Below are 23,589 nucleotides of genomic sequence, written 5' to 3' on the forward strand. Positions count from 1 at the left end.
TGCGGCACAGATCATCACCCGCTACTCCAACCTGACCGACGTCATCTGGAACGGACAGAGCAAAGTCATCCTCAACAACCGGATCGTCCCGTAAGCGGCAGATCCTGACAGACCTGGCCGGGCGGCTGCCCGCTCCCGCAACACCGGAGAGCGGGGGGCGGCACCGGCCAAACACCTTCGAACCTGCGGCGAAGACCGGAAAAGGCACCCGGAAGGCAGAAGGCGGATCACAAACAGCGTGCCACGGCACCTGAGTGGCAACGGGATTGAGCAGCAGCGGCACCCATTTTTCACGTTAAAGATCGTACATATTTGAGGGGAGGGCACGATGAGCAGAACAGACGAAATATTAAAGGCGGCCAAGATGCCGCCGGAAGCGGTAAAGATGTCGAGGATGATAGACGCAGTCTATTTCCCGATTTTATGCATACTGCTGGTAGGCACCTACCACATGCACTTCATGCTGCTGGCGGGCGACTGGGACTTCTGGCTTGACTGGAAAGACCGCCAATGGTGGCCGGTGGTAACCCCGATCGTGGGCATCACCTACTGTGCCACCATCATGTACTACCTGTGGGTCAACTACCGCCTGCCGTTTGGCGCGACACTGTGTATCGTGTGCCTGCTGACCGGCGAATGGCTGACCCGCTTCTGGGGCTTCTACTGGTGGTCGCACTACCCGATCAACTTCGTGCTACCCTCCACCATGATACCGGGCGCTTTGGTCATGGACACCGTCATGCTGCTGACGCGCAACTGGATGATCACGGCACTGGTCGGCGGCGGCGCATTTGGACTATTGTTCTACCCGGGCAACTGGCCGATATTCGGACCGACGCACCTGCCGCTGGTAGCCGAAGGCGTCCTCTTGTCCCTGGCTGACTACACCGGCTTCCTGTATGTCCGCACGGGCACCCCGGAATACGTACGGCTGATCGAACAAGGCTCACTACGCACCTTTGGTGGCCACACCACCGTGATTGCGGCCTTCTTCTCCGCGTTCGTCTCCATGCTCATGTTCTGCGTCTGGTGGTACTTTGGCAAACTCTACTGCACCGCGTTCTACTACGTCAAAGGTCCTCGCGGCCGGGTCACCATGAAAAACGACGTTACCGCCTATGGCGAAGAAGGGTTTCCGGAGGGGATCAAATAATGAACGCAAAAAACCTGTTCAAACTAGGGGTCGTTGGCCTCTACGGCATGGCCACACTGGCGCTGAGCACGCTTGACATCTCGCCGGCGGCAGCGCATGGCGAACGCTCGCAAGAACCGTTCCTGCGCATGCGTACCATCCAATGGTACGACATGAAATGGGGTCCTGACACCACCAAAGTCAACGACTTTGCCACCATGACCGGCAAATTCCACCTGGCCGAAGACTGGCCGCGTGCGGTGGGCAAACCGGGACGCGCGTTCTTCAACGTTGGCAGCCCCAGCCCGGTGTTCGTACGGCTCTCCACCAAGCTGAACGGCGAACCGACCTACATCTCGGGCCCGCTGGAAATTGGCCGCGACTACGCCTTTGAAGTCAAGCTGAAAGCCCGCATCCCGGGTCGCCATCACATGCACGCCATGGTCAACATCAAGGACGCAGGCCCGATTGCCGGCCCTGCCGCCTGGATGAACATCACCGGCAGCTGGGATGACTTCACCAACCCGGTCAAACTGCTGACGGGCGAGACCATTGACACCGAGACCTTCAACTACAACAACGGCGTCTTCTGGCACTTGCTGTGGCTGGGCCTGGGCATCTTCTGGATTGGCTACTACGTTGCGCGGCCCATGTTCTTACCGCGTAGCCGGGTACTGCTGGCCTATGGAGACGAACTGCTGCTGGACCCGATGGACAAGAAGGTTGCCTGGATCGTACTGATCGCCACCTTCGGCATCGTCTGGGGCGGCTACCGCTATACGGAAACCAAACACCCGTACACGGTGCCTATTCAAGCGGGTGAATCGAAAGTGCAACCGATGCCGGTGAAACCCAACCCCATCGCGATCAAAGTGGTGCATGCCAACTATGACGTACCGGGACGGGCGCTGCGCGTGACGATGAACATCACCAACAGTGGCGACACCGCTTATCGCATAGGCGAATTCACCACCGCGGGTGTACGTTTCATCAACAAGGTGGGCCTCAAGCACCTGGACCGCAACTACCCGAAAGAACTGGTAGCCACGGGCCTGTCGATGGACAACGACGCGCCGATCCAGCCTGGCGAGACGCGTGAAGTCAAGATGGAAGCCAAGGACGCACTGTGGGAAGTCCAGCGGCTGATGGCGCTGCTGGGAGATCCGGAAAGCCGTTTTGGCGGATTGCTGATGACATGGAGCGATGCAGGTGATCGCAACATCAACAGCATCGCCGGCGCAGTGATACCGGTCTTCACCAAGCTCTAAGCAACCAAAGCATGACACCGGTCCGCCGCCGTCGCCAGACGGAAGGGTGGATCGGTGTTTTTTAATGTGCCAGTGAAATGAAACCACCCAACCTTCGCATCGGAGTTGTCGGGGGACGAAAGAAAAAAGTGAATCATCGTCATATCCAAACGGGAGGACCCGCTCGTGGTTAGGCAAGTGAGACAGGCGGGTACTGCGGTTCTCATCCTGGTGACGGCGCTTTACGCCGGCGCGGTGGCGGCGCATGGGAAAGTCTCATTGGAAGAGGACAACTGCGTGCGCCGGATCGGCGACAGCATGGTGCATTTAAGCGCCTACCAGCCCCAATTTGAACCGAGCGCGCAATACTGCACGGAAATTCCCAAGAGCGGAGACACCTATCTGGTGGTGGACCTGGTGGACCTGGCGCTGCGCGACATGCCGATCGGCATGCGGGTAATCAAAGGCACCAGCGAGACCGACGATGAAACCGTGACCTACCTGCGCCCGAGCATCCACCCGGATGGCGTCATCAGGGGAGAAACCAGCCTGGACCAGGGACTGTACACGGTCATCATCATCGCGGAAGGGCAGCCCCCGCTACGCTACCAGTATCCCCTGCGGGTACAGATGATCAACTATGCACACATATTCCGCACCGCGGTGGGGCCCTTGATCGCCCTGCTGGTACTGACCCTGCTGGGGTACAAGCTCATGAAATCCAAGCGCATGCAGCGCTGGCGCGCCTCGCGCCGCTCCTAGGCGAACCCAGGCGGACGGCAAGAATACACGATTCAACATTCCTTTATAGGTGATTTTGATAATGTCCTTACAAACTCTGAAACCTGCCCTGATAGGGCTAATGCTCACGATGATCGGCCTGCCATTTTCCACCTCGGTACAGGCGCACGGCGGACTGTCCCTCGCGGACGACATCTGCAAACTCACGATCGGCCCGTTTACCATGCACTTTACCGGCTACCAGCCGGAAGCCACGCAAGAGAAAGAATTCTGCGAAGACATCCCGGCGACGGGACGCACCGTAGTCGCCCTCGACTATATCGAAGAAGCGCTGCGCCCCCTGCCGACGGAAGTGCGCATCATCCGTGATACCGGTGCGCAGGCGGGCGCCGAAGGCAACCTCGACGCCATCACCATCCTGCACATCCCGGCCAAGGTTTACCCCAATGGCTCGATCAACTTTGAATACGACTTCATGCAGCCTGGCAAGTTTGTCGGCCTGGTGACCGTACGCGACAAGGAAGAATATGTCTCGCGCTTCCCCTTCTCGGTGGGTGAGCCCAAAGGCACCTCGCCCTACCTGATCGTCGCCATCGCGGCCCTCATCGGTGCGGCGGCGGTGTTCTTTTTACGCGGCCGGAAAAAATCCGCGCCTGCCTGAGCCCCGGCCGGGCCGGAGGTCAAGCCGAACCATACGCCGGCAATACAGTCAAATGAATACTGTCGCCCCCCTTTGGGGGCGACAGACTGAATGAGGAGTCAGAATGGAATCATGGATGGTTTCCGCCCTCAAGCGGATCATGGCGGGCAGTGTACTGCTGATGGCCATGGCGGCGAGCCTGCACAGCGCGCCCGCCCTGGCGCATGCGATGCTGGTCAAGGCGGAACCGCCGCGCCGGGCGGTACTCACCGTCACGCCGGGGCAAGTGCGGCTCTGGTTCAATGAAGAAGTCGAAAAGGACTACGCGGCGCTGACCGTACTCGACGCCGGCAAGACCCCCGTCACCGACGCCAAGCCCACGATTGCGCCCGATGACCCCCGAGCCATCGTCCTGCCCCTGCCGGAACTGGCTGCTGGCAAGTACACGGTCAAGTTCCGGGTATTATCGGTGGACGGCCACGTGGTTGACTCGTCCTACGACTTTACCGTAAAGAGCAAAGCGCAAGAGAAATGATCGAGGTCATCGCGACGCTCCTGCGCTGGTTACAGCTTGCGTCCAACATGATCCTGGTCGGCAGTTGCATCTTCCTCGCCATCGCCGGATCGTTCCACTCCCCCTGGGTGACCCGGCTGCAACGCGCCCTGCCGTGGCTGGGCCTGCTGCTGCTGCTGGGCCTGCTGGGCATCCTCGCCACCACCACGGCGCAGGCCACCGGCATAACCGAAAATGCCTGGCGGCCGGATGCCTGGCTCGCCCTCCTGCAGAATACCCGCATGGGCCACATCTGGGTGGGCCGCGCGCTCCTGGCCCTCCTGGTTGCCGCTATCGCCCTCTACATCCGCTACACCCCCGCAGCGCGCTGGCGCTACCTCCTGTGCGCGACGGTCGCCTCCCTCACGCTGGTAGTGGGCTCACTCGCGAGCCATGCCGCGGCCGAAGAACTCTCGGTGGTATCGATCCTGCCCTACGCCCTGCACATCATCCTGGCCAGCGTCTGGTTCGGTGCCCTGCCGGCTTTCCTCGTCGTCTGTTTCGCCTGCACCGCCCCGGCGGCCCATGCGGCGGCCGCCCCCTCCGGCCTCCAGAGCGACGCCATCGCCCGCATCCACGAACTGTTCCAATCGCGCGAAGAAGCGGTGCAAGCCGGCGCCCAGGCGCTCAAACGTTTCTCGGTCATGGCGCTGCCGGTCATGCTGGCCGTCATCGCCACCGGCATCCTCATCACCGACCGCATGGTCGACACCACCTACGCCGCCATGGTCTCCACCCAGTACGGCTGGCTGCTCAACGCCAAGATCGGCCTGCTCATCGTGGTACTGCTGATTGCCGCGCGTGCGCGCGCCACCTGGCTGCCGCTGCTCTCCCAGATCTCGCCGCAGAATACGGATAAAGCCCTGGCGGCGGGGCAACGCCTGCGCAAATGGGTCAGCTTCGAATTCATCCTGGCGCTGGGCATCGTGCTCCTGGCCACCATCGTGGCCAATACCGTCCCGGCCAAGCACGCCATCATCCAGAACTGGCCCTACACCTTCCGCTTCTCCCTGGCTGCCACCTGGGGCGAGCAGAGCGTCATGCTGCGCGCCTGGGCCGGGGTCGCCCTGCTGCTCCTGGCCGGCGGAGCGATCGCCCTCGGCCGCGCCCGGCACTGGGACAAGAAGCGGCGCATCGGCCTGCCGGCGCTGGCCGCGGTGCTGGCCCTGGCGGTGGGACTGCCGCCGCTGGCCATCGATGCCTACCCGGAAACCTACCGCAAGACCCCGGTCCCGTTCGACACCATCTCCATTGCCAACGGCTCGACCCTGTTCGCCGAGAACTGCGTGGCCTGCCACGGCCTGCAGGGCAAGGGCAATGGCGTGCTGGCCAAGACCTTTGCCAAGCCGCCGGTGGACATGCTGACCGAACCGCACACCGCCAAGCATACCGCGGGCGACTTCTTCCACTGGCTGACCTTCGGCATTCCCGATACCGGCATGCCGGTATTCGCCGACAAACTCTCGGAAGAAGAGCGCTGGGACGTGGTCAACTTCCTGCACGCCATGTCGCGCGGCTACCAGGCGCGCCTGATGAGCCCGCGCGTCGTGCCCGACCAGCCCCAGCCCTCCCTGGGCCCGCCCAACTTCTCCTACACCGCGCACGACGGCTCCAGCGGCACCCTGAAAGACTTCCGCGGCCAGAAGAACGTGCTGCTGGTCATGTTCTCCTGGCCGGCCTCGCGCGAACGGATGGAGCAGCTGAGCGCGCTCAACGCCCAGCTCAATACCGCCAACACCGTGCTACTGGCGGTGCCGGAGGATGATCCGGATTCGCAGGAAATCGCGCAAATGACCGCCCAGGTTCCCTTCCCGGTGATCACCCAGGGCGCGGCCGAGATCGTGCGCAGCTACACCCTGTTCCGGCGCACGCTGAACAAGCCCGACCTGCTGGGCGAGGGCAGCCTGCCCCCGCACCTGGAATTCCTGGTCGACCGCTTCGGCTACCTGCGCGCGCGCTGGATCCCTGAAGCCGACGGCCCCGGCTGGGACAATACCGGCATGCTCATGCAGCAGCTCGCCCAGCTCAACCGCGAAAAGGAAATCCTCCCCCCGCCCGGCGATCATGTGCATTGAGGCGCTCAATATATACCCGGATCTTAATCCGGAGTGCTATTGCAGCGCCTCTCTTGCGAGTGCATTGTGGATGAATTTCAGGATTTATTAGACGGCGAAGTCCCGCAGGCAGCTAGGCATTTACCCATTCAATAATCGGCTGCCATTGCAACAAGTCGCGCTCAGCCTGATAGGGTGGCAAATCAAAAATACCTTTGCCATTGAAGGCTGCATTGACATACACCATCGTGTCACGTAAATAAGTAAGAATCGGCAGATCATACTGTTCAAGAAATTGTTCCAGGGTAGCTGCGGCGCGAGTGCGGGAGTCCACCCGCATACCAATAATACCAATGAATGCTTTGTGCTTCCGCACGGATTTTTCTTCCATTAGCTGATCCAGAAAATTTCGCGTGGCGGCCATGTCGAATACCGAAGGCTGCACCGGCACCACAACTTTATCTGCAAGCTTCAATGCATGGGCAAGATTCTTGCCGTGCATACCCGCCGGGGAATCCAGCACAAGCCAATCGTAGTTTTCCGGAATATCCGGATGGATCTCATTGCGATCCGCATCTAGGCTGGTAATCGTCGGCAATTCAGCGGGGCGCAATGCGAGCCAGTCCAGTGATGACTTCTGGCGATCCAGATCCCACATGACAACCCGCTGATTTTGTCCGGCCAGATAAGCGGCCAGGTTGGTTGACAGCGTCGTTTTTCCGCACCCCCCCTTGGGGTTTGCCACCAGAATCGTTCGCATCGCTTGCTCCATAAGCTCGCTCTCCTTCGCTCTTTCCCGTCGGTCCCAAGCGCTACCGCCAGCTGCTATCGAAACGCTATGCAAGATTCGCATGGGTGGGATCATTCCCCACCATTATGAAGATGATAGTAATTCCATGCTTCCCATTTTCTCGCTGGGCTCGAGTAGCGTACCCAGTTCCTCCAGCGGAGGCAACTCCTCCAGAGCGCGCAGATTTAGATCATTGAGAAAACTCATGGTCGTCGCATATAAGACCGGTCTGCCGGGAACATCGCGATGTCCGATAGCACTGATCCAACCACGCGACTCAAGCGCTTTAAGTACCGGACCCGAGACTGCGACACCCCGGATTTCCTCAATATCGCCGCGCGTTACCGGTTGACGATAGGCAATAATGGCAAGCGTTTCAAGCACTGCACGTGAATAGCGCGGGGGTTTTTGAGGATTAAGCCGATCCAGGAATTCCTGCATCTCCGGCCTGGCTTGAAAACGCCAGCCGCCGGCAACTGTTACCAGCTCTACTCCTTTTCCCTCCCAGTCCTCGCGCAATTCTTCAAGCAGCCTGCGTAGAATTTCCGCGCTCAGCTCATCGTCAAACAATTTCCTCAATTCCGATAGCGGCAGCGGTTCCTGGTTTGTAAGCAATGCCGTTTCCAGAATTCGTTTTATCTCGCCGGGGCTGAACGCGCCGGTGAAGCTAGACAGCGGCAAGGAAACTGATGGGTCTGACATAAATAATTCCAAAAGCCTGAGATTGTGCTACTTCCACCTGATTCTCCCTGACCAACTCCAGCAACGCAAGAAAAGTTACCACCACTTCCGCTACGCTAGCGGTTGCGCTGAATAATTCATTGAACTCGATAAACTGATGGCCCTGGAGATGGCGCAAGATGCGGCTCATATGTGCACGAACTGAAAGCTCATCCCGGGTGATACGATGCCGGCGGTTCGCTTGCGAGCGAGCCATTAGCGCAAGCCAGGCGTTACGCAGGTCATCCATGTCGATATCCGGCAGACGTTTAACCACGGTCTGATTGATCCATACCTGCGTCAGCGCAAAATCACGTTCAGCCTGCGGCAATTCGTTAAGCTGCTGTGCTGCGACTTTCATCTGCTCATATTCCAGCAAACGGCGTACCAGCTCAGCGCGCGGATCACCCTCTTCCTCAGCTCTATTGACAGGGCGTGGCAGCAACATGCGCGATTTGATTTCGATCAGCACCGCGGCCATCAGGAGATATTCCGCCGCCAACTCCAATTGATTGGCTCGCATCATTTCGACATAGGCCATGTATTGCCGCGTAAGTTCCGCCATGGGTATATCCAGCACGTCCAGATTATGTTTGCGAATAAGATAGAGCAGCAAATCAAGAGGCCCCTGGAAAGTGTCAAGAAACACTTCCAGCGCATCCGGCGGGATGTACAAATCCCGTGGTAACTCCTTGAGTGGTTCACCATGGATCTTCACCACCGGATGGCTTCCGGGATGAAGCGAGTCATTCATCCCGGAAGCCATCTTCCGTCACCCCAAAAACCATTGCAGGCTCGATCGGCATTCGTTTGTCTTCAATCGGTAAATGAGCTGGTAAATGAGTCGATAAGTGAGTTGGCTAGCGAGTCGATAGATGACTGGCATGAGTAGGCAGATGGGCGGGCGAATAAGCCCACGTTGAATTTCCAGGGATCACCCTAAAAATAATTCAAGCCCATCGCCTCCCTGACGTCACGCATCGTCTCTTGAGCCAGTTTGTCTGCTCTCTCACATCCGTCAGCGATGATATTACGTACCAGCGTGGGATCCTCTTCGTACATTCGGGCACGCTCGTGCATGGGTTTCTGTTCCGCCAGTATTGCGTCAATAACGGGTTGCTTGCATTCCAGACAGCCGATACCGGCGGTCGTGCAGCCCTGTTGTACCCATTCCCTGGTCTCCGCATTCGAGTAAACCAGGTGGAATTGCCATAGCGGACACTTGGCGGGATCACCCGGGTCACTGCGCCGGACGCGCGCCGGATCGGTTGGCATCGTGCGGATCTTCTTTATGACGCTGGCCTCATCCTCCCGCAGATTAATGGTGTTATTGTAGGATTTGGACATTTTCTGGCCATCCAGCCCCGGCATCTTCGACGCCGGCGTAAGCATGACCTCAGGTTCGGAGAGTATCATCTTGCCGCCGCCTTCGAGGTAGCCGAATAATCGTTCCTGGTCGCCCATGCTCAAGTTCTGCTGTTCATCAAGCAGCGATTTCGCGGCGGCCAGCGCCCCATCGTCGCCCTGCTCCTGGTAACGATTTCGTAGTTCGCGGTAGACCTTGGATTTTTTAGAGCCGAGTTTTTTTATCGCCAATTCGGCTTTTTCCTGGAAGCCGACTTCCTTGCCGAAAATATGGTTGAAGCGTCGCGTGATCTCGCGGGTAAATTCGATATGCGGGGCCTGATCCTCGCCTACGGGTACACGAGTAGCCCGGTAAATAAGGATATCCGCGCTCTGAAGCAGGGGGTAACCCAGGAAGCCGTAGGTGCTTAGATCCTTTTCAGTCAATTTTTCCTGCTGATCCTTGTAGGTGGGAACGCGTTCCAGCCAGCCCAGCGGGGTAATCATGGAAAGCAGGACATGCAACTCGGCATGGGCCGGCACCCGCGATTGAATGAATAAAGTCGCCTGCGCCGGGTCCACACCGGCGGCAAGCCAATCTATCACCATGTCCCAGACATGTTGTTCGATGACCTCCGGGGTGTCGTAATGCGTGGTGAGAGCGTGCCAGTCGGCAACAAAAAACAGACATTCGAATTGGTGCTGCAGCTCCACCCAGTTTTTTAGCACTCCGTGGTAATGCCCTAAGTGGAGGCCGCCAGTGGGGCGCATCCCCGACAAAACGCGATCAGTGAACATGTTGCTTGCCCTTAGCTAATCCTTGATTAAACTTCCAAACCAAAAAACCATACCACCAATTGTATCGTGATACTAATAAAAGGCCCGATGATGGCGCCGAGTACGCCAGTGATCAACAACAATAGCAGGATCATAAAGCCATAAGGCTCAATTTTCGAAAAACCATATGCCATGTTGTGGGGCAGCAGGCTTACCGCAATGCGTCCGCCATCCAGCGGTGGCAAAGGCAGGAGATTCAGCACCATGAGTATCACATTGATTTTGATGCCTGCTTCACCCATCAGTATCATGGGTCTCGCCAGATCGCTTTCCGGCAAGCTGATCCCCAGCTTGATTACGAACGCCCAAAGCAATGCCATGAAGAGATTCGCGCCCGGTCCGGCCAGCGCCACCCAAAGCATATCCTGTTTCGGATGGCGCAGCGCCGAAAAATTAACCGGCACCGGTTTTGCCCAGCCAAACAGGATGCCGCCCAGCAGCAGCGTTAACAATGGAAGCAGAATCGTACCCACCGGATCGATATGCCGGATTGGATTCAGGCTGACGCGTCCCTGCGCGTAGGCTGTGAGATCGCCGAAATGCTTGGCTACATATCCGTGTGCGGCCTCATGCAGGGTAATGGCAAAAATTACCGGCAGTGCATAAATGGCGATATTCTGGATAACACTATCCATGCACAATTCCGAATGGCGCGAGACTGCCCTTTCCTTGCCGTACAAGTTCCGGCTCGTCACCCGTCAGATCGATCACGGTACTCATCTCCAGACCGCAGGCACCGCCATCCAGTACCAGTTCCACATGGTGTTCGAGGCGATCGCGGATTTCCTCCGCATCATTGAGAGGGAACTCATCTCCCGGAAGCATCAAGGTGGAACTCAGCAGCGGTTCATTCAACTCGGTCAGAAGTGCCTGCACGACCGGATGATCGGGTATTCTCAGGCCGATAGTGTTGCGCTTCGGATGTTGCAAGCGGCGTGGCACCTCGCGCGTGGCCTGAAATATGAAAGTATAGCTACCGGGCGTGCTTGCCTTGAGTAACCGGTATTGGCGATTATCGACTTTTGCGTAATGCGAAATCTCGGCCAGGTTCCGGCACATCAGCGTAAAGTGGTGGTGCTCATCCACTTGCCGTATGGCGCGAATGCGCGTCATGATCGTCTTGTCCCCCAGGTGGCCGCCCAGCGCATAACAGGAGTCGGTTGGATAAGCGAGCACGCCGCCGGCGCGTACGATGGCCGCGGCTTGTCTTATCAAGCGCGACTGCGGATTAGCCGGGTGAATGGAAAAGAATTGAGCCACGCGAGGAACAGTTTCTGATTGTAGTTTTGGTTTTTAGGGTACTTCTAAAATTTCAAGGTATAAGCCAGTTGACTCATCACTCATTTACCGGATGAGGGGACACCATGCAAAACGCGGGTCGATCGCTATTGGATATCCAGCAACCCGTACATCAAAATTGTCAAAATTTGACCTCGCCAGTTACTTTTCCACTCCGCTTCTCAAGTCAGCAGGCTTCCATGGAAATAATTCGTTTGCAACACCACAGTAAAGTGACGGCCTGATAGCCAGGGGATTGGAGATTGTGGAGGTGGGACATACTCCCTCTACTACATCACCTGCTTCCAATCATGCCATACCGGCGTGCAATTGGCCGGTAATTCCGGCATTCGGCCCAAGTCAAAATAGCTCTCACCCGGGCCGTGGAAATCCGAGCCGCGTGAAGCCAGCAAACCCATGCGCTGGCTATGATTTGCGAACAGCAACGATTGCTCCAGCGTGTGACTGGCGGTGACGACCTCGATAGCCTGGCCGCCCAGGGCGCGAAACTCCAGCATCAACTCATCCAGTGCACCTCTGCCCAATTTATAACGTGCTGGATGAGCGATTACGGCTCTGCCACCGCTACCGCATATCCAGTTGACCGCGTCGCTTAACGGCGCCCACTGATGCGGCGCATAACCGGGTTTTCCTTTGACCAGATATTTCTTGAACACGGATCTTACATCCTTGGCGTAACCTTGCTGAACCAGAAAACGGGCAAAATGCGTACGGCCTATCAACCGTCCATTCCCGGCGTGAGCGAGAGCCCCTTCAAAACTGCCACGGATACCAAATTTATCAAGTTGCGCGGCAATATTGCGTGCGCGCATGGTGCGTCCGTCGCGAATGGACTTCAGCCCCCCGGCTAGCTGCGGATGCATGGGGTCTATACCGAGCCCGACAATATGCAAGGTCTGTCCACGCCAGTCAGCGGAAATTTCCACACCGTTGATAAACGTAATATTCTTCTCGGCGGCGACCCGGCGCGCCTCCTCCAGTCCGGCAACGTCGTCGTGATCGGTTAGCGCCAGTACATCCACTCCGCACGCGGCTGCACGTTCCACCAATAGTGTGGGCGTCAGCAAGCCGTCGGAAACTGTCGAATGGCAGTGGAGGTCAATATTGGGCATGAAAGAAGCTGTTTCGCGCTAAGCAAGAGACGCATCATAGCAAATAAGCGGCACCATGAAAAATGAACCGCCTGGACGAAGAGCGAATTTCTTACTTTTCAATACATTGGGTGATGCGCTATCGGGCTAAGGCACAATGCATGCTGCCGGTTTGCCGGGGAGTGATGGCGGTTTCCTCGCCTGCTGCGATCGGATCGGGTGCAGCCTTGGCGTTGGCCAGGGTCATGGTTCGAATTTCGCACCTTTCGTGCCTATTTGACCAATTTGTTCTAATACATTTTCGGGTAAAGTAGTACGAAATGCAAAATCGTTATTACGAATCCAGTAGTTGTAGCGAGCTTGCCAAAATCACCGAAAGAGCGATGGTCAAGCGGTTAAACTGAGTTACAGCTCTTTTTAAATGGAATAAATGGAATAAATGGGATAAATGGATTTTCTGCCAATTTTCGTTAACATTAAACATCGCAATTGCCTGGTGGTTGGTGGCGGGGAAGTCGCCGCGCGCAAGATTGCATTGCTATTGCGCGCAGGTGCTCACATCACAATCATAGCGCCGGAGCTATGTACCGAATTGAGTGAGCAATTGCGTGAACAACTTCCCCGGGGAGCGATTACTCATCGCGCCGAAGCCTTTCGTCCCGATCACATGGGCGATGCTGTTCTGGTTATTGCCGCTACCGGCGACCCAGTGGTCAACCGGGAGGTTTCCGAAGCTGCCGGACAATTGCACATCCCTGTCAATGTCGTGGACAATCCAGCGCTTTGTTCCTTCATCATGCCTTCCATTGTAGACCGCTCCCCTGTTCTGGTCGCGGTTTCGAGTGGCGGCGCATCGCCGGTATTGGCGAGGCTGCTGCGGGCTCGTCTGGAAACCATGATACCGGCGGCGTATGGACGTCTTGCGGCTTATGCCGCAGGTTTCCGTGAGCGGGTGAAATCGCATTTCTCGCATCCGGGGAAACGGCGCATATTCTGGGAAAAGGCATTGCAGGGACCATTTGCCGAGATGGTCTTCGCCGGACGGGACCGGGCGGCACAGGATTACCTGGAGCGTTCGCTGGAAAGCGAAGCGGACGAAGCTGTACAGGGAGAGGTTTATCTCGTGGGGGCCGGGCCGGGAGATCCCGAGTTGCTGACTTTTCGCGCGATGCGCCTGATGCAGCAAGCGGATGTGGTCGTGTATGACCGGCTGGTATCGCCTGAGATCCTCGACATGGTGCGCCGCGATGCATCCCGTATCTATGCCGGCAAGGAGCGCAGCAAGCATGTTATGCCGCAGGAATCCATCAACGAATTACTCGTGCGGTTGGCGAAAGAAGGCAAGCGTGTGCTGCGGCTGAAAGGAGGAGACCCCTTTATATTCGGCCGTGGCGGTGAAGAAATCGAAACGCTGGCCGGCCAGGGTATTCCTTTCCAGGTGGTGCCGGGCATTACAGCCGCATCCGGGGCGGCATCCTATGCCGGTATTCCGCTTACCCATCGCGATTATGCCCAGTCCTGCATCTTCGTGACCGGCCATCTCAAGGACGGCAGCGTCAATCTGGATTGGCTCATGCTGGCACGGCCAAACCAGACCATCGTGATCTATATGGGGCTGCTTGGATTACCTGTACTGTGCCGGCAACTGATCGCGCATGGCCTGTCCGCTACGACGCCAGCGGCCATCGTGCAGCAGGCGAGTACCCGCAATCAGCGGGTACTGACCGGTACGCTGGAAACCCTTCCGGATCTGACCGAAACGGCCCATCTCACGCCCCCCACTCTTATTATCGTTGGCGAGGTTGTTAAGCTGCACCAGAGACTGGCGTGGTTCGAGCCGGAGGGAGATCTGCGCGCTGGCGAACCCGCGGCAAGTAAAAAAGTGTAGGACTTACGCTGATTCACAGCACGCTGGCACCTGCGACAAATAAAAACTGTAGGGTGCTAATAAGCGAAGCGCATTACGCCGTATGAAGTAGTGCCGTCCACTTTATTGGAACATTCGTTGGGATGTAATTTCAGATCATTAAGCCATATGAAAATCTCTCAATGCCATTGCTAGACATGCGGCGCAATGCGCTTCCCTTATTGACGCCCTACTAAAAAAGCGCCCCGGAACCTGGGCGCTTTTGTGTTTCCGAGCGAGTAACAGGCTTCTATTTGTTCGGCTGCGGCGTGATGCGTAGATAGGGGCGCGGCGCCTCATAACCTTTCGGGAATTTTTGCTTGATGACTGCTTCGTCCTGAATTGTCAGCGGGATAATCACGTCATCTCCATCTTTCCAATTGGCCGGTGTGGCCACCGAATAATTATCGGTCAGTTGTAGTGCATCGAGAACGCGCAGTATTTCCTCAAAATTTCGACCGGTGCTCATGGGATACGTGATCATGAGGCGCACTTTCTTTTTTGGATCGATGATGAACAGCGAGCGGACCGTCATGGTTTCAGATTGATTTGGATGAATCATGTCGTAGAGGGTCGCGACCTTTCTATCCACATCCGCAACAATAGGGAAGCCGATGTTGCAATTCTGTGTTTCCTCAATGTCCTTGATCCATCCCGAGTGCTTCTCCACCGGATCAACCGATAAGCCGATCGCCTTAACATTGCGCTTGTCGAATTCGGATTTAAGTTTCGCAGTCATCCCCAGTTCTGTCGTGCAAACTGGCGTGTAATCGGCAGGGTGCGAAAACAGCACGGCCCAGGAATCTCCGATCCATTCGTGAAATTTAATCTTGCCGATTGAGGAATCTTGCTCGAAATCAGGTGCAATATCGCTTAAGCGTAAAGTCATGGCATCCTCCCTAAGTTGAAGTTGGTTAGAAATGGGTTATAAATTGACAGCCTCAATATAGCCCGACTGCTTCAATGACTCAACCATTATTATTTTGCGCATGGATGGATGATGACGCATGATCGTCATATGTGACAGGGCGTCAATAAGCGCAGCATATTGCGCCGTATGTCATCAAATTGGCAAGATCGAGGAGACTTGCTTAGAGGGTTCTCAGGATGGCGAGTCAATTTCATCGGCAACCGGAAATCCCCAGGAATGCGGACGTTCATATTTCAGGAGAATGTTGTGATACGTCCGTACGGATTCTGTCAGGATCACCGCTTCGCCGCCGCGCGCATAGCCGTGTTTCAAATTTTGGAAGTATTGGCTGAGGCTCAATAGCGGCAATGTCTTTTTCAGATCCACCCATGAATCCGGGTTCAACCCCAGGCGTTGTGCCAGAATGCGTGCATCTTCGATATGGCTGGAACCCTGATTGTATGCCGCCAGTGCAATCCAGGTGCGATCGGGTTCCAGAATGCGCGTGGGTAACCTGTCCTTGAGCAATCGCAGGTAACGCGCACCAGCAAGTATATTCTGCCGGGTGTCCAGCCGATCGGTTACTTTCATCCGGTCGGCGGTCGTCTCCGTTAACATCATGATGCCCCGTACATTGGCGGGTGAAACCGCGAAGTGGTTCCAGTGGGATTCCTGATAAGCCAATGCCGCTATCAGGCGCCAGTCGATCCCCGTTATCTCCTCGGCCTCGTAAAAATGCTCGCGCAGATCCGGTAGCAGCGTGCGCCTTTTATTTAGAATGCCACTCACATCTGCCTGTTCAAGCCGCTGGATGTGACCGTAATACCGGTCCAACAGACGCATCAAGGTGCCATCTTGTTCGATCCGGTTAAAAAATTTCTGCGTCTTTTCCAATAACTCCCGCTCCGCGTAGGGTGAAAACGCCCACGCCTTACCGACAGGCTCGCCCAAATCGAAGGCGGCATCCAGATTAGGGTAGAAATTCTTGGCTTGATTTATTTGCGTGGAGTCGGCCACCACATAGTTGATTTTGCCTTCCGCGAGTTTTGCCAGCAGATCTTCACTCGTGATATCCACCTCACTCCATTTCAGGCCCGGGGCCTGCTGTACTGCTTTATTGAGCTGCTCAGCGTAGGTGGTGCCGTTTGCGATCTCGATAGTTCTTCCCACAAGTTGATGGATATTTTTGGGTCTGCGGTAGTCGGTATTGTAGGCCACCTGAGGTTGTATGGTCTGATAGACTGGGCCAAAATGCGCGTGCAGTTCATGCTTGGTGCTAATGCTTAAACCGGCGGCGAAATGCCCCTTATGCTCCTCCAGCTTTGCCAATACCTGATCCATCCTGGGCGCAATCCTGAATTTTACGTTCATGCCCAAGTCTCGCGCGAATTCTGAAGCGAGATCAAACTCCAGTCCAGCATAGCGGCCTTCGGCATCCTCATAATAAGTATCAGGGCTGTTAACGGTAATGACCACCAGTTCATCGGTTTTGTCGAACGGTAACACCGGCTTCTCAAACGAATCGCAGGCGGCAAGCATGAGGCCGCAAACAATAGGAATAGCAAACGGGAGGGGGAAGTCGCGCATGGATGAGAGGCGGGCGGAATACAGGAGCATTCTGCCATGTTTTTGCGCTGAACGAGCGCAAGATAAACGCGGGATAAACTGGTAAAATACCCCCCGCGTAATGGAGAGGTACCGAAGTGGCCATAACGGCGCTGACTCGAAATCAGATGGTCAGGGTAACCTGGCACGTGGGTTCGAATCCCACCCTCTCCGCCAATTTAGCATCCACAACCATTATTCAATAAAGGTGATAAGCGGTTTCTATCCGATGGTTGGGGAGCTGCCACTTCATCATCACGGCAGACCTGACGAGGTGTTGTATATCGCCGAGGGCTTCGCCACCGGCGCGTGCATTCATCAGGCAACAGGCTATGCAATGGCAATTTCAATGCTGGCAATCTTGAGACTGTCACTATTGCCATGCGCAGAAATGAAGATAATCGCGTGTGCGGATGATGAGTGCCGCGCACAGGGTAACAATGACAGCTGGCGGAAAATATGGCGTTATTGAATTGCATGAAGCCGGAACAAAACAAACCGAGTCCGTATTGATAAGTTCTGACGTTTCACATGTTGCAGACGTCTCAGTCAATAACAGCGCCGCTCTCTGCGAAACGCCCGCGAGTACACCGACGTTTCAGACGTTCCAACCCCACCAGAATCAGCAATTCCTGCAGAAAGCGAGCGCCCTACCTTTAAAGTGTTTGATGACTGGACCCCCACGCCTGACGGCAGAAAGTTGAAAACGGGCGTGTGGCTTTTCACAATTAAGCACGGCAAAAGTGACGCGCCATCCGCGCTGATGCAGCAGTGAATATGTTCACTTTTGCGTGTGGAGGCCGTGACTCTGGATGGGCTAGACCACAATTTCGGACGGATGCTGCGATTCAGAACCATTATCGGTACATTGCGGGAATGGGCAATGCCCATGGAGCTATTGTGCGGCGAGGATGATGAATTACGCGGCGAACTGGTGTCGATGGATGTGGAGATTGACCCGCAAGCCAAGCAATCATTTATGCGCTGGGCAACGGACGTGGCAAACAGCGCCAGCCGCATCGGCAATGCGCGGGGCGTGACTCGCTGGTGCAAAATTGTACATCCATAGGGAAAACAAGCTCGCATTCGACTCTGGTCAGTACACCCATTGCAAGGTGGTGCAGCGATGACTGTCGAGAGTTGAATCTGAGGTGCGACTGAAATTGCTGAGTAGCTGGAAAGTGGCGATATTGCCAGTAAAAGAAATTCCAGAGAATAGCAGGGCTGGCGTAAGCTGATCAATACTCAAATCTGGCTAATCAGTCCTGCCGCGGTGCCGGCACAATGGCCTGATTACTAAAACATCAACTTCTACTCGGTTTAACCACAAAATCTGCAATGCTTATTTTGAACAGAAACTTGGCAGCGGTATCCAGGGTTTTGAATTGCCGGGTCTCGCGCTTTGAGTTTTCAGTGAATTACCATCGAGCCACTATCATGTAACCTTCCGCCATGGCGGCATAATTGATTTGAATATGCTTGAGTGCTTGTGTGTTTAGCAGAAGCTTGAGCTCTCGTTCGGTCATTTTTCTCATATTAGTTTATTGTCCAAACAGCAGTGTCTTTTCCATTATTGCGTGCCGGGGATAGCGCGGGGCTTGGCATGGGGCTATTCATAACGCTGTTCGTTATTGAATGTCCACATCACTCTCGAATAATTTGCCTTGCTTAACGATTATGAGCAAATCACCGGGCCTGACTTGAAGAAAGTCGCACAGCTTGGACAGCACTTCCCGGTCGAAACTGTTCACCTTGTCGTAGTAATAGCGATCAATGGTGGCACGTGCGATTCCCGTGCCTCGACATACGTCGGAAACTTTGAGGCGCTTGGTACCTAAGATTGTGGAAAGGCGGCAGCTAATCATAGAGCTTAGTAATCATTGATCGATTCCGATCAATATAAGGTAGATTACGATTAATGTCGAGTAATGTTTTGTAAAGTGTCCTCAAGCCAAAGCATCCATTGGATTTCGAAGTTACGTTGATTCAGGCTGGACCCGTGCTTATCTGATCCGCTTTCCAGTCTTTCTATTCCATTCCAAATTTGTTTTGGAATACCCACACTGATTGTCTGGTGTACCTCAGGACAATAGCTAATACTGCTCGGTTAGCTACAATGGTATTAACAGCCTTATAGCAACTGATTATCAGCCACTGGCGCGCCAAGCAAATAATCAGGCATTTATACCACCAAAAGGATTAACGGCTGGTTCGTATAGTCTTGACTGTGGCAGGGACTAGGATAAATTCTAGAGTAGATATAGCAAGAAACAGAATTGGGGCGCAGCTCCACGATTTGGCGCCGATCCTAATCAATTTAGTGCGAATTCACACCCTTCAGGGGGTGAAGTGAGCTTAAATATGGCACTCAACCGTGCCCCAGTTATGTAATGCGCTGGACAACCGAATATGACGTTCTAGCGGGCAGCTACCCTCGAGCGAAAGTCTATACAAACAAACGGATAAGATCATTTCCTGATAAGGATGAGAGAGGGGCGGTATGAGATGAATTAAGATGAAGGGTACCGATCCTGATCTGACAGTCTCATAAGCGGGCCGCAATAATGCCCTTAGCAGGGGAAAACAGTTGCGCGAATCCGATTGTCTAGGGTACGGCGAACTCTTGCGTAACTAGCATTAACTAGAAGGCAACTTATGAAAAAGCAAAGAGTATCGTTTTTCATTGGATTACTAGGTTGCGTCCCTGCTGGGGAGGATATTTGAACGCAAGGGATCGGATAGTCAACAAGCCCCTCAACCCCTTGTTAAAAATGGCGGTCCTGGGGGGTATAGAAACGGCCGTGCGTCTTCACATCCGCCGTGGCGACGATCTCGATGCACGGGACGGGAACGGGATGACCCCGCTGATGCTCGCCGCCTCCAAAAATAAAGGCGGGATTTGCTCTATCCTGATTTCTTCAGGAGCGGACGCGTCTTTGCTTGATCCGTCGGGCCGCGACGCACTAATGATCGCGACAGCGGTCAAGGCGTCGCTGGCCGTTCTCGCCATACAGGCTTTTACGCCGAAGAAGGAGGAAATCCGGTCCGCTTCGGACGAGCCGGTATTGGAGGCAAAAACCGGAGCAAAGCTAAACAGCCGATTGGAGGCCGACGAGGATTCTCTGACTGTCCTTCCGAGGCAGTATACGGAAGCGCTGAATGGAGAAAAATGCCTCTCCGATTTGTCGGGCTGGGAGGCAGAAGAGGATGGCCCCGCCCCCGAGGAGTACGAGGACTTGGCCGAAGCGGCGGTGCTGATCCATAGAGCCATTTCTAGCCACATGCCAATCGACAGCTTTGAGGGCTGGGCGGATTTTGAGGCTTTCCTTCCGGAACGGGCGACGCTTCTGCCGAGTACAGGCGACGAGGAGCGACGCAAGGAAATCAGGAAACTGTTGTTCAGGGCTTTGCGCGAGGGCAGCGTCCCAGAACGGGACATCGAGAACATCGGCGCAAACGAAGACGGGTCCTTCAATAAGGAAAGGGAAGCTCTTGTGCGCCTAGTACTCGGCGACCTCGGATCGGAAACCGACGAAAGAATGGAAACGGAGATCCCAAACGTCGGAGTCGGAGAAAGCGAAAGCGAGTATGAAGCCGTTTCCGAAGCATTGACTTTCCTGGATGACCTCGGTTCCGGTGCCAACGAGCCGCTGCGGTTCTACTATAAAGACATGCGTGGGAAAACCCTTCTTTCCGCCGAGGAGGAAATATCACTCGGGCGCACGATGGAAGTGGGCAAGGAGTCCGCTCTGGACGCCCTAGCCGCTTGGCCTGACGGTGTGGCGACTGTACTTGCGGCAGCCGATCGAGTGAGGACCGGAGAAGCTGACGTAGAGGCAATCTCGGCAGGGGGCTCCGGAGAGCTGGCGGAAGAGGAAGGCAATGGTTTCCAGACGGCGACGGAGGTTATCGAAGAAGGCGACGAGCCTGAAGGTTTGATTGTCCTCTCCTTTGCGGCGCGTGAGTTTCTCGAACGTGCCGCAACCATACGGAATCTGGCGCATCACGCAGGTACTGGAGCAGGCGAAAAAAATCTGAGGGATGCTCTGGCCTTGGCACGGCTGACTACCCCTTTCCTGTCTCAACTGGCATTGTCAGCCGAAAACGATAGCGGTGGACCTGGCAGCTGTTTGAGGCGGGCGATCGCGTTATATTCGCAGGCGAGAGACCACATGGTCACATCCAATCTCAGGCTCGTCATCTCCTTCGTCAAACGCTACCAAGGTTTTGGGTTGACCCTCGACGATCTGGTGCAGGAAGGCAATATCGGGCTGATAAAAGCTGTGGATAGGTACAACTGGCGCAAAGGTTTTAGGTTCTCCACCTATGCGACGTGGTGGATACGCCAGCAGGTGTGGAGAGCTGTTGCGGATCTTGGCAGGATGATAAGGACGCCGGTGCACGTCCACGACACGATGTTACGGATTTCTCGCGAAGCGGACGAAATGGAGCGTTGGAGCGGCCGCAGACCGTCGACGCACGCGTTGGCCGAATGCCTTTCGTTACCGGCGAAAGGAGTGGCTGCTTTGTTGGCTCGCTCGGAGGAGCCGGTTTCTCTCCATGAGCCCGACAACGCAGGAAGTGCTCTTTCAGATGATTTGATAGATCAAGCGGCGTCTGATCCTTACACGGCTGCGGAGCGGACGAGTCTGATAGAAGCGCTCGCTGCGGTATTAGCAGATCTTGATCAGAGATCTGCGGAAGTCATAAAAATCCGTTTTGGCCTCGACGGACGCGATTCACGCACCTTGGAAGAGACCGGCGCATTTTTCGGCCTAACGAGGGAACGGATTCGGCAAATCGAAGCGAAAGCCTTGCGAAAGCTGGCTCATCCTTCCCGGGCTGAAATCCTCTATGTTTACCTAGATCACCCACCGCGAGCGAAAGCCGAAAAGGCAGTTGAGGAAAAGGGCAACGAGACAGTCGAAGAGAACGAGACAGGAGGCGAATTGGAGCCGAGAGGAAAGTCTTTAAAGCGTTCGGGAAAGGAGGTCGATGGTATTATTCCCGACAGTGTAAATAGAGTCGTCGCTATAGCTCGAGGCATCGACACGCACCGCGAGGCTGGCCGCCGTACCGGCGGTGAAGTCTGATTTCGGCCTTCGAGCCGCAAAGAGTCGAGAAGAGAAAACTCTCAAAACAATGCTGTCATATTGTCAACTGGCTTTGTTTTCTGGCAGGGCATGGAGTTCTGGAGACGATGCAAAAAACGAGAAACGCCCCGCCAAGAGCCAGGGCAATGATGGAGGCACTTCGCGGTCTTGGATACTCAACGGCAGCCGCGTTAGCTGATATCGTTGACAACAGTGTGTCGGCAGGAGCTACAGTGGTCCGTATCGGTTTCGCTTGGGACGGACTGAATAGCCACATTTCCGTGCTCGACGACGGCCGGGGAATGGATGACACAGAACTTGAAAGTGCCATGCGTCTTGGGGAAAAAAGTCCTCTGGAGGAACGCGCCCCAAATGACCTCGGACGCTTCGGCTTGGGACTCAAGACCGCATCGTTATCACAGTGCCGTAGGCTTACCGTGGCTTCGTTCCGGGAGGGCGATTCCATATGCTGCATGCGCTGGGATCTGGATGCCCTTGCGGCGCGGCCGGACGACGGCTGGCTACTTTTCGAAGGTACGGCCGATGGGTCGGATATTTTCTTGGCGCCGCTTTCCGAAATGAGGAGTGGGACACTGGTTCTATGGGAAAGGCTCGACCGCATCGTGGCAGCAGGCTACACCGTCGACGATTTCACTGATCTCATTGATGATGTCGAAAGGGGACTCGCCATGGTTTTTCACCGGCTGCTGCAAGGTCCCCGTCCGACGCTGCGTCTGACGCTTAATGGGCGTCCAGTCGACCCTTGGGATCCGTTCATGTCGGGGCATCCAGCAAAGCCTTGGAATTCCCCGATTGCCAAGAGGTCCACCCCGTCAGGTGCCGTTGAAATCGAGTGTCACGTTCTGCCGCACAGGGACCGACTGACGGAGGAAGAGTGGAAGCAGTCCGAAGGGCCGGAGGGATGGACGGCCCAGCAGGGCTTTTATATTTACCGTAACAGGCGCCTGCTCCTCGCGGGAGGGTGGCTTGGTTTGGGGCGTGGCAAGGCTTGGAACAGAGAAGAGGCACACCGTCTCGCCCGCATCCGTCTTGACATCCCCAATACGGCTGACGCCGATTGGAAAATAGACATCCGAAAATCGACCGCTCGTCTGCCGGCGTCACTGCGTCCATGGCTCACCGCACTGGCTGAGGATACCCGGGACAGGGCGCGAAGGGTGTTTGCCTTCCGCGGAGGGCCTGCTCCGGGGTTGGGAAACGTCCCGGTGGATCAAGCTTGGCGGGCGGATCGATCCAGATCGGGTATGCGCTACCGGATCGATGAAAAGCATCCGGCTGTGGCATCGGTATTGGACGGAGCCGGGCCTCTTCTGCCGCTGGTGAAAGTGATGCTAAGGGTCATCGAGGAGACCGTGCCTGTGCAGCGCATATGGCTTGACACGGCAGAGAACCGGGAGACGCCCCGCACGGGATTTTCGGGTGAGCCGCCGGAAAAAATCAAAGCGGTGCTAACGACGCTCTTCGAAGACATGGTCGGACGGCGGGGCATGTCTCCGAAGGAGGCCAAACGGACGCTAGCCTCTACGGAACCATTCCAGAACCACCCTGCGCTAGTCGCATCTCTGCCTGATGGGTTGGAAGTGGGCGCATTATAAACACCAAAGGA

21 protein-coding genes, 1 tRNA gene and 1 pseudogene are annotated in these 23,589 nt (G+C 55.8%); 13 read left to right on the forward strand and 10 right to left on the reverse strand.

The window, feature by feature from the left end; translation table 11 throughout:
* The 7 genes and pseudogenes from BLO43_RS17215 to BLO43_RS03595 all read left to right on the forward strand — a co-directional run.
* Positions 1–94 (forward strand): annotated as a pseudogene (locus tag BLO43_RS17215) (methane monooxygenase/ammonia monooxygenase subunit C); the annotation flags it as partial.
* Positions 95–328: 234 nt separating this feature from the next.
* The gene (locus BLO43_RS03570; RefSeq protein WP_074630673.1) at positions 329–1,153 is read left to right on the forward strand and encodes a methane monooxygenase/ammonia monooxygenase subunit A; all 825 of its coding nucleotides are present in this window, start codon (positions 329–331) and stop codon (positions 1,151–1,153) included.
* Positions 1,153–2,400: a methane monooxygenase/ammonia monooxygenase subunit B gene (locus BLO43_RS03575; RefSeq protein WP_090905878.1), complete on the forward strand. Its 1,248-nt coding sequence runs from the start codon at positions 1,153–1,155 to the stop codon at positions 2,398–2,400. The genes BLO43_RS03570 and BLO43_RS03575 overlap by 1 nt, the downstream gene beginning before the upstream one ends.
* 165 nt (positions 2,401–2,565) lie before the next feature.
* Entirely contained in the window at positions 2,566–3,141 is a 576-nt protein-coding gene (locus BLO43_RS03580; protein ID WP_090905879.1) for a hypothetical protein, read from the forward strand.
* A gap of 100 nt (positions 3,142–3,241) precedes the next feature.
* Positions 3,242–3,781 carry a hypothetical protein gene (locus BLO43_RS03585; RefSeq protein ID WP_090905880.1) on the forward strand — a complete coding sequence of 180 codons (540 nt, stop codon included), beginning with the start codon at positions 3,242–3,244 and terminating at the stop codon, positions 3,779–3,781.
* A gap of 103 nt (positions 3,782–3,884) precedes the next feature.
* A complete protein-coding gene (locus BLO43_RS03590) occupies positions 3,885–4,295 on the forward strand; it encodes a copper resistance CopC family protein (protein ID WP_074630677.1) in 411 nt (136 codons plus the stop codon).
* Complete coding sequence (locus tag BLO43_RS03595; RefSeq protein ID WP_090905881.1) at positions 4,292–6,388, forward strand: CopD family protein; 2,097 nt, start codon at positions 4,292–4,294, stop codon at positions 6,386–6,388. Before BLO43_RS03590 ends, BLO43_RS03595 begins: the two co-directional genes overlap by 4 nt.
* Positions 6,389–6,500: 112 nt before the next feature.
* Here the strand turns inward: BLO43_RS03595 and BLO43_RS03600 are convergent, their stop codons facing one another.
* The 7 genes from BLO43_RS03600 to BLO43_RS03630 form a co-directional block, all read right to left on the reverse strand.
* On the reverse strand, positions 6,501–7,220 hold the full coding sequence (locus BLO43_RS03600) for an AAA family ATPase (RefSeq protein ID WP_368086129.1): 720 nt from the start codon (positions 7,218–7,220) through the stop codon (positions 6,501–6,503).
* A gap of 21 nt (positions 7,221–7,241) precedes the next feature.
* On the reverse strand, positions 7,242–7,859 hold the full coding sequence (gene scpB, locus BLO43_RS03605) for an SMC-Scp complex subunit ScpB (RefSeq protein WP_090905883.1): 618 nt from the start codon (positions 7,857–7,859) through the stop codon (positions 7,242–7,244).
* Positions 7,825–8,631, reverse strand: a complete 807-nt coding sequence (locus tag BLO43_RS03610) for a segregation and condensation protein A (RefSeq protein ID WP_090905884.1) — start codon at positions 8,629–8,631, stop codon at positions 7,825–7,827. The genes scpB and BLO43_RS03610 overlap by 35 nt, the downstream gene beginning before the upstream one ends.
* Positions 8,632–8,816: 185 nt before the next feature.
* Positions 8,817–10,019 carry a tryptophan--tRNA ligase gene (locus BLO43_RS03615; RefSeq protein ID WP_074634038.1) on the reverse strand — a complete coding sequence of 401 codons (1,203 nt, stop codon included), beginning with the start codon at positions 10,017–10,019 and terminating at the stop codon, positions 8,817–8,819.
* A 26-nt stretch (positions 10,020–10,045) separates the two neighbouring features.
* A complete protein-coding gene (locus BLO43_RS03620; RefSeq protein WP_074634037.1) occupies positions 10,046–10,693 on the reverse strand; it encodes a site-2 protease family protein in 648 nt (215 codons plus the stop codon).
* Entirely contained in the window at positions 10,686–11,318 is a 633-nt protein-coding gene (locus tag BLO43_RS03625) for an L-threonylcarbamoyladenylate synthase (protein WP_074634036.1), read from the reverse strand. The genes BLO43_RS03620 and BLO43_RS03625 overlap by 8 nt, the downstream gene beginning before the upstream one ends.
* A gap of 308 nt (positions 11,319–11,626) precedes the next feature.
* Positions 11,627–12,469 (reverse strand): 3',5'-nucleoside bisphosphate phosphatase, encoded by an 843-nt coding sequence (locus tag BLO43_RS03630; protein ID WP_090905885.1) that lies wholly within the window; start codon positions 12,467–12,469, stop codon positions 11,627–11,629.
* Between the two features lie 427 nt (positions 12,470–12,896).
* On the opposite strand from BLO43_RS03630, the gene cysG reads away from it, so the two are divergent.
* Positions 12,897–14,336: a siroheme synthase CysG gene (cysG, locus tag BLO43_RS03635; protein WP_090905886.1), complete on the forward strand. Its 1,440-nt coding sequence runs from the start codon at positions 12,897–12,899 to the stop codon at positions 14,334–14,336.
* Positions 14,337–14,604: 268 nt separating this feature from the next.
* Here the strand turns inward: cysG and BLO43_RS03640 are convergent, their stop codons facing one another.
* Together BLO43_RS03640 and mltF are read right to left on the reverse strand one after the other, a co-directional pair.
* Positions 14,605–15,243 carry a peroxiredoxin gene (locus BLO43_RS03640; protein WP_090905887.1) on the reverse strand — a complete coding sequence of 213 codons (639 nt, stop codon included), beginning with the start codon at positions 15,241–15,243 and terminating at the stop codon, positions 14,605–14,607.
* A 213-nt stretch (positions 15,244–15,456) separates the two neighbouring features.
* Positions 15,457–16,881 carry a membrane-bound lytic murein transglycosylase MltF gene (mltF, locus tag BLO43_RS03645; RefSeq protein WP_090905888.1) on the reverse strand — a complete coding sequence of 475 codons (1,425 nt, stop codon included), beginning with the start codon at positions 16,879–16,881 and terminating at the stop codon, positions 15,457–15,459.
* A 72-nt stretch (positions 16,882–16,953) separates the two neighbouring features.
* On the opposite strand from mltF, the gene BLO43_RS03650 reads away from it, so the two are divergent.
* The 3 genes from BLO43_RS03650 (at position 16,954) to BLO43_RS03660 (ending at position 17,938) form a co-directional block, all read left to right on the forward strand.
* Positions 16,954–17,046 (forward strand) — tRNA-Ser (locus BLO43_RS03650).
* A gap of 52 nt (positions 17,047–17,098) precedes the next feature.
* Positions 17,099–17,341, forward strand: coding sequence for a hypothetical protein (locus tag BLO43_RS03655; RefSeq protein WP_090905889.1), 243 nt, complete (start codon positions 17,099–17,101; stop codon positions 17,339–17,341).
* Between the two features lie 315 nt (positions 17,342–17,656).
* Positions 17,657–17,938, forward strand: coding sequence for a DUF927 domain-containing protein (locus BLO43_RS03660; protein WP_302847670.1), 282 nt, complete (start codon positions 17,657–17,659; stop codon positions 17,936–17,938).
* Positions 17,939–18,497: 559 nt separating this feature from the next.
* Here BLO43_RS03660 and BLO43_RS03665 read toward each other — a convergent pair.
* Positions 18,498–18,734: a helix-turn-helix domain-containing protein gene (locus BLO43_RS03665; RefSeq protein ID WP_090905891.1), complete on the reverse strand. Its 237-nt coding sequence runs from the start codon at positions 18,732–18,734 to the stop codon at positions 18,498–18,500.
* 855 nt (positions 18,735–19,589) lie between these two features.
* On the opposite strand from BLO43_RS03665, the gene BLO43_RS03670 reads away from it, so the two are divergent.
* Together BLO43_RS03670 and BLO43_RS03675 are read left to right on the forward strand one after the other, a co-directional pair.
* Entirely contained in the window at positions 19,590–21,962 is a 2,373-nt protein-coding gene (locus BLO43_RS03670) for a sigma-70 family RNA polymerase sigma factor (protein ID WP_090905892.1), read from the forward strand.
* 107 nt (positions 21,963–22,069) lie between these two features.
* Positions 22,070–23,578 carry an ATP-binding protein gene (locus BLO43_RS03675; RefSeq protein ID WP_217628023.1) on the forward strand — a complete coding sequence of 503 codons (1,509 nt, stop codon included), beginning with the start codon at positions 22,070–22,072 and terminating at the stop codon, positions 23,576–23,578.
* The last annotated feature ends 11 nt before the right edge of the window (positions 23,579–23,589 follow it).

The sequence above is a fragment of the Nitrosospira sp. Nsp13 genome, assembly GCF_900101945.1.
In the GTDB taxonomy this organism is placed as follows: domain Bacteria; phylum Pseudomonadota; class Gammaproteobacteria; order Burkholderiales; family Nitrosomonadaceae; genus Nitrosospira; species Nitrosospira multiformis_D.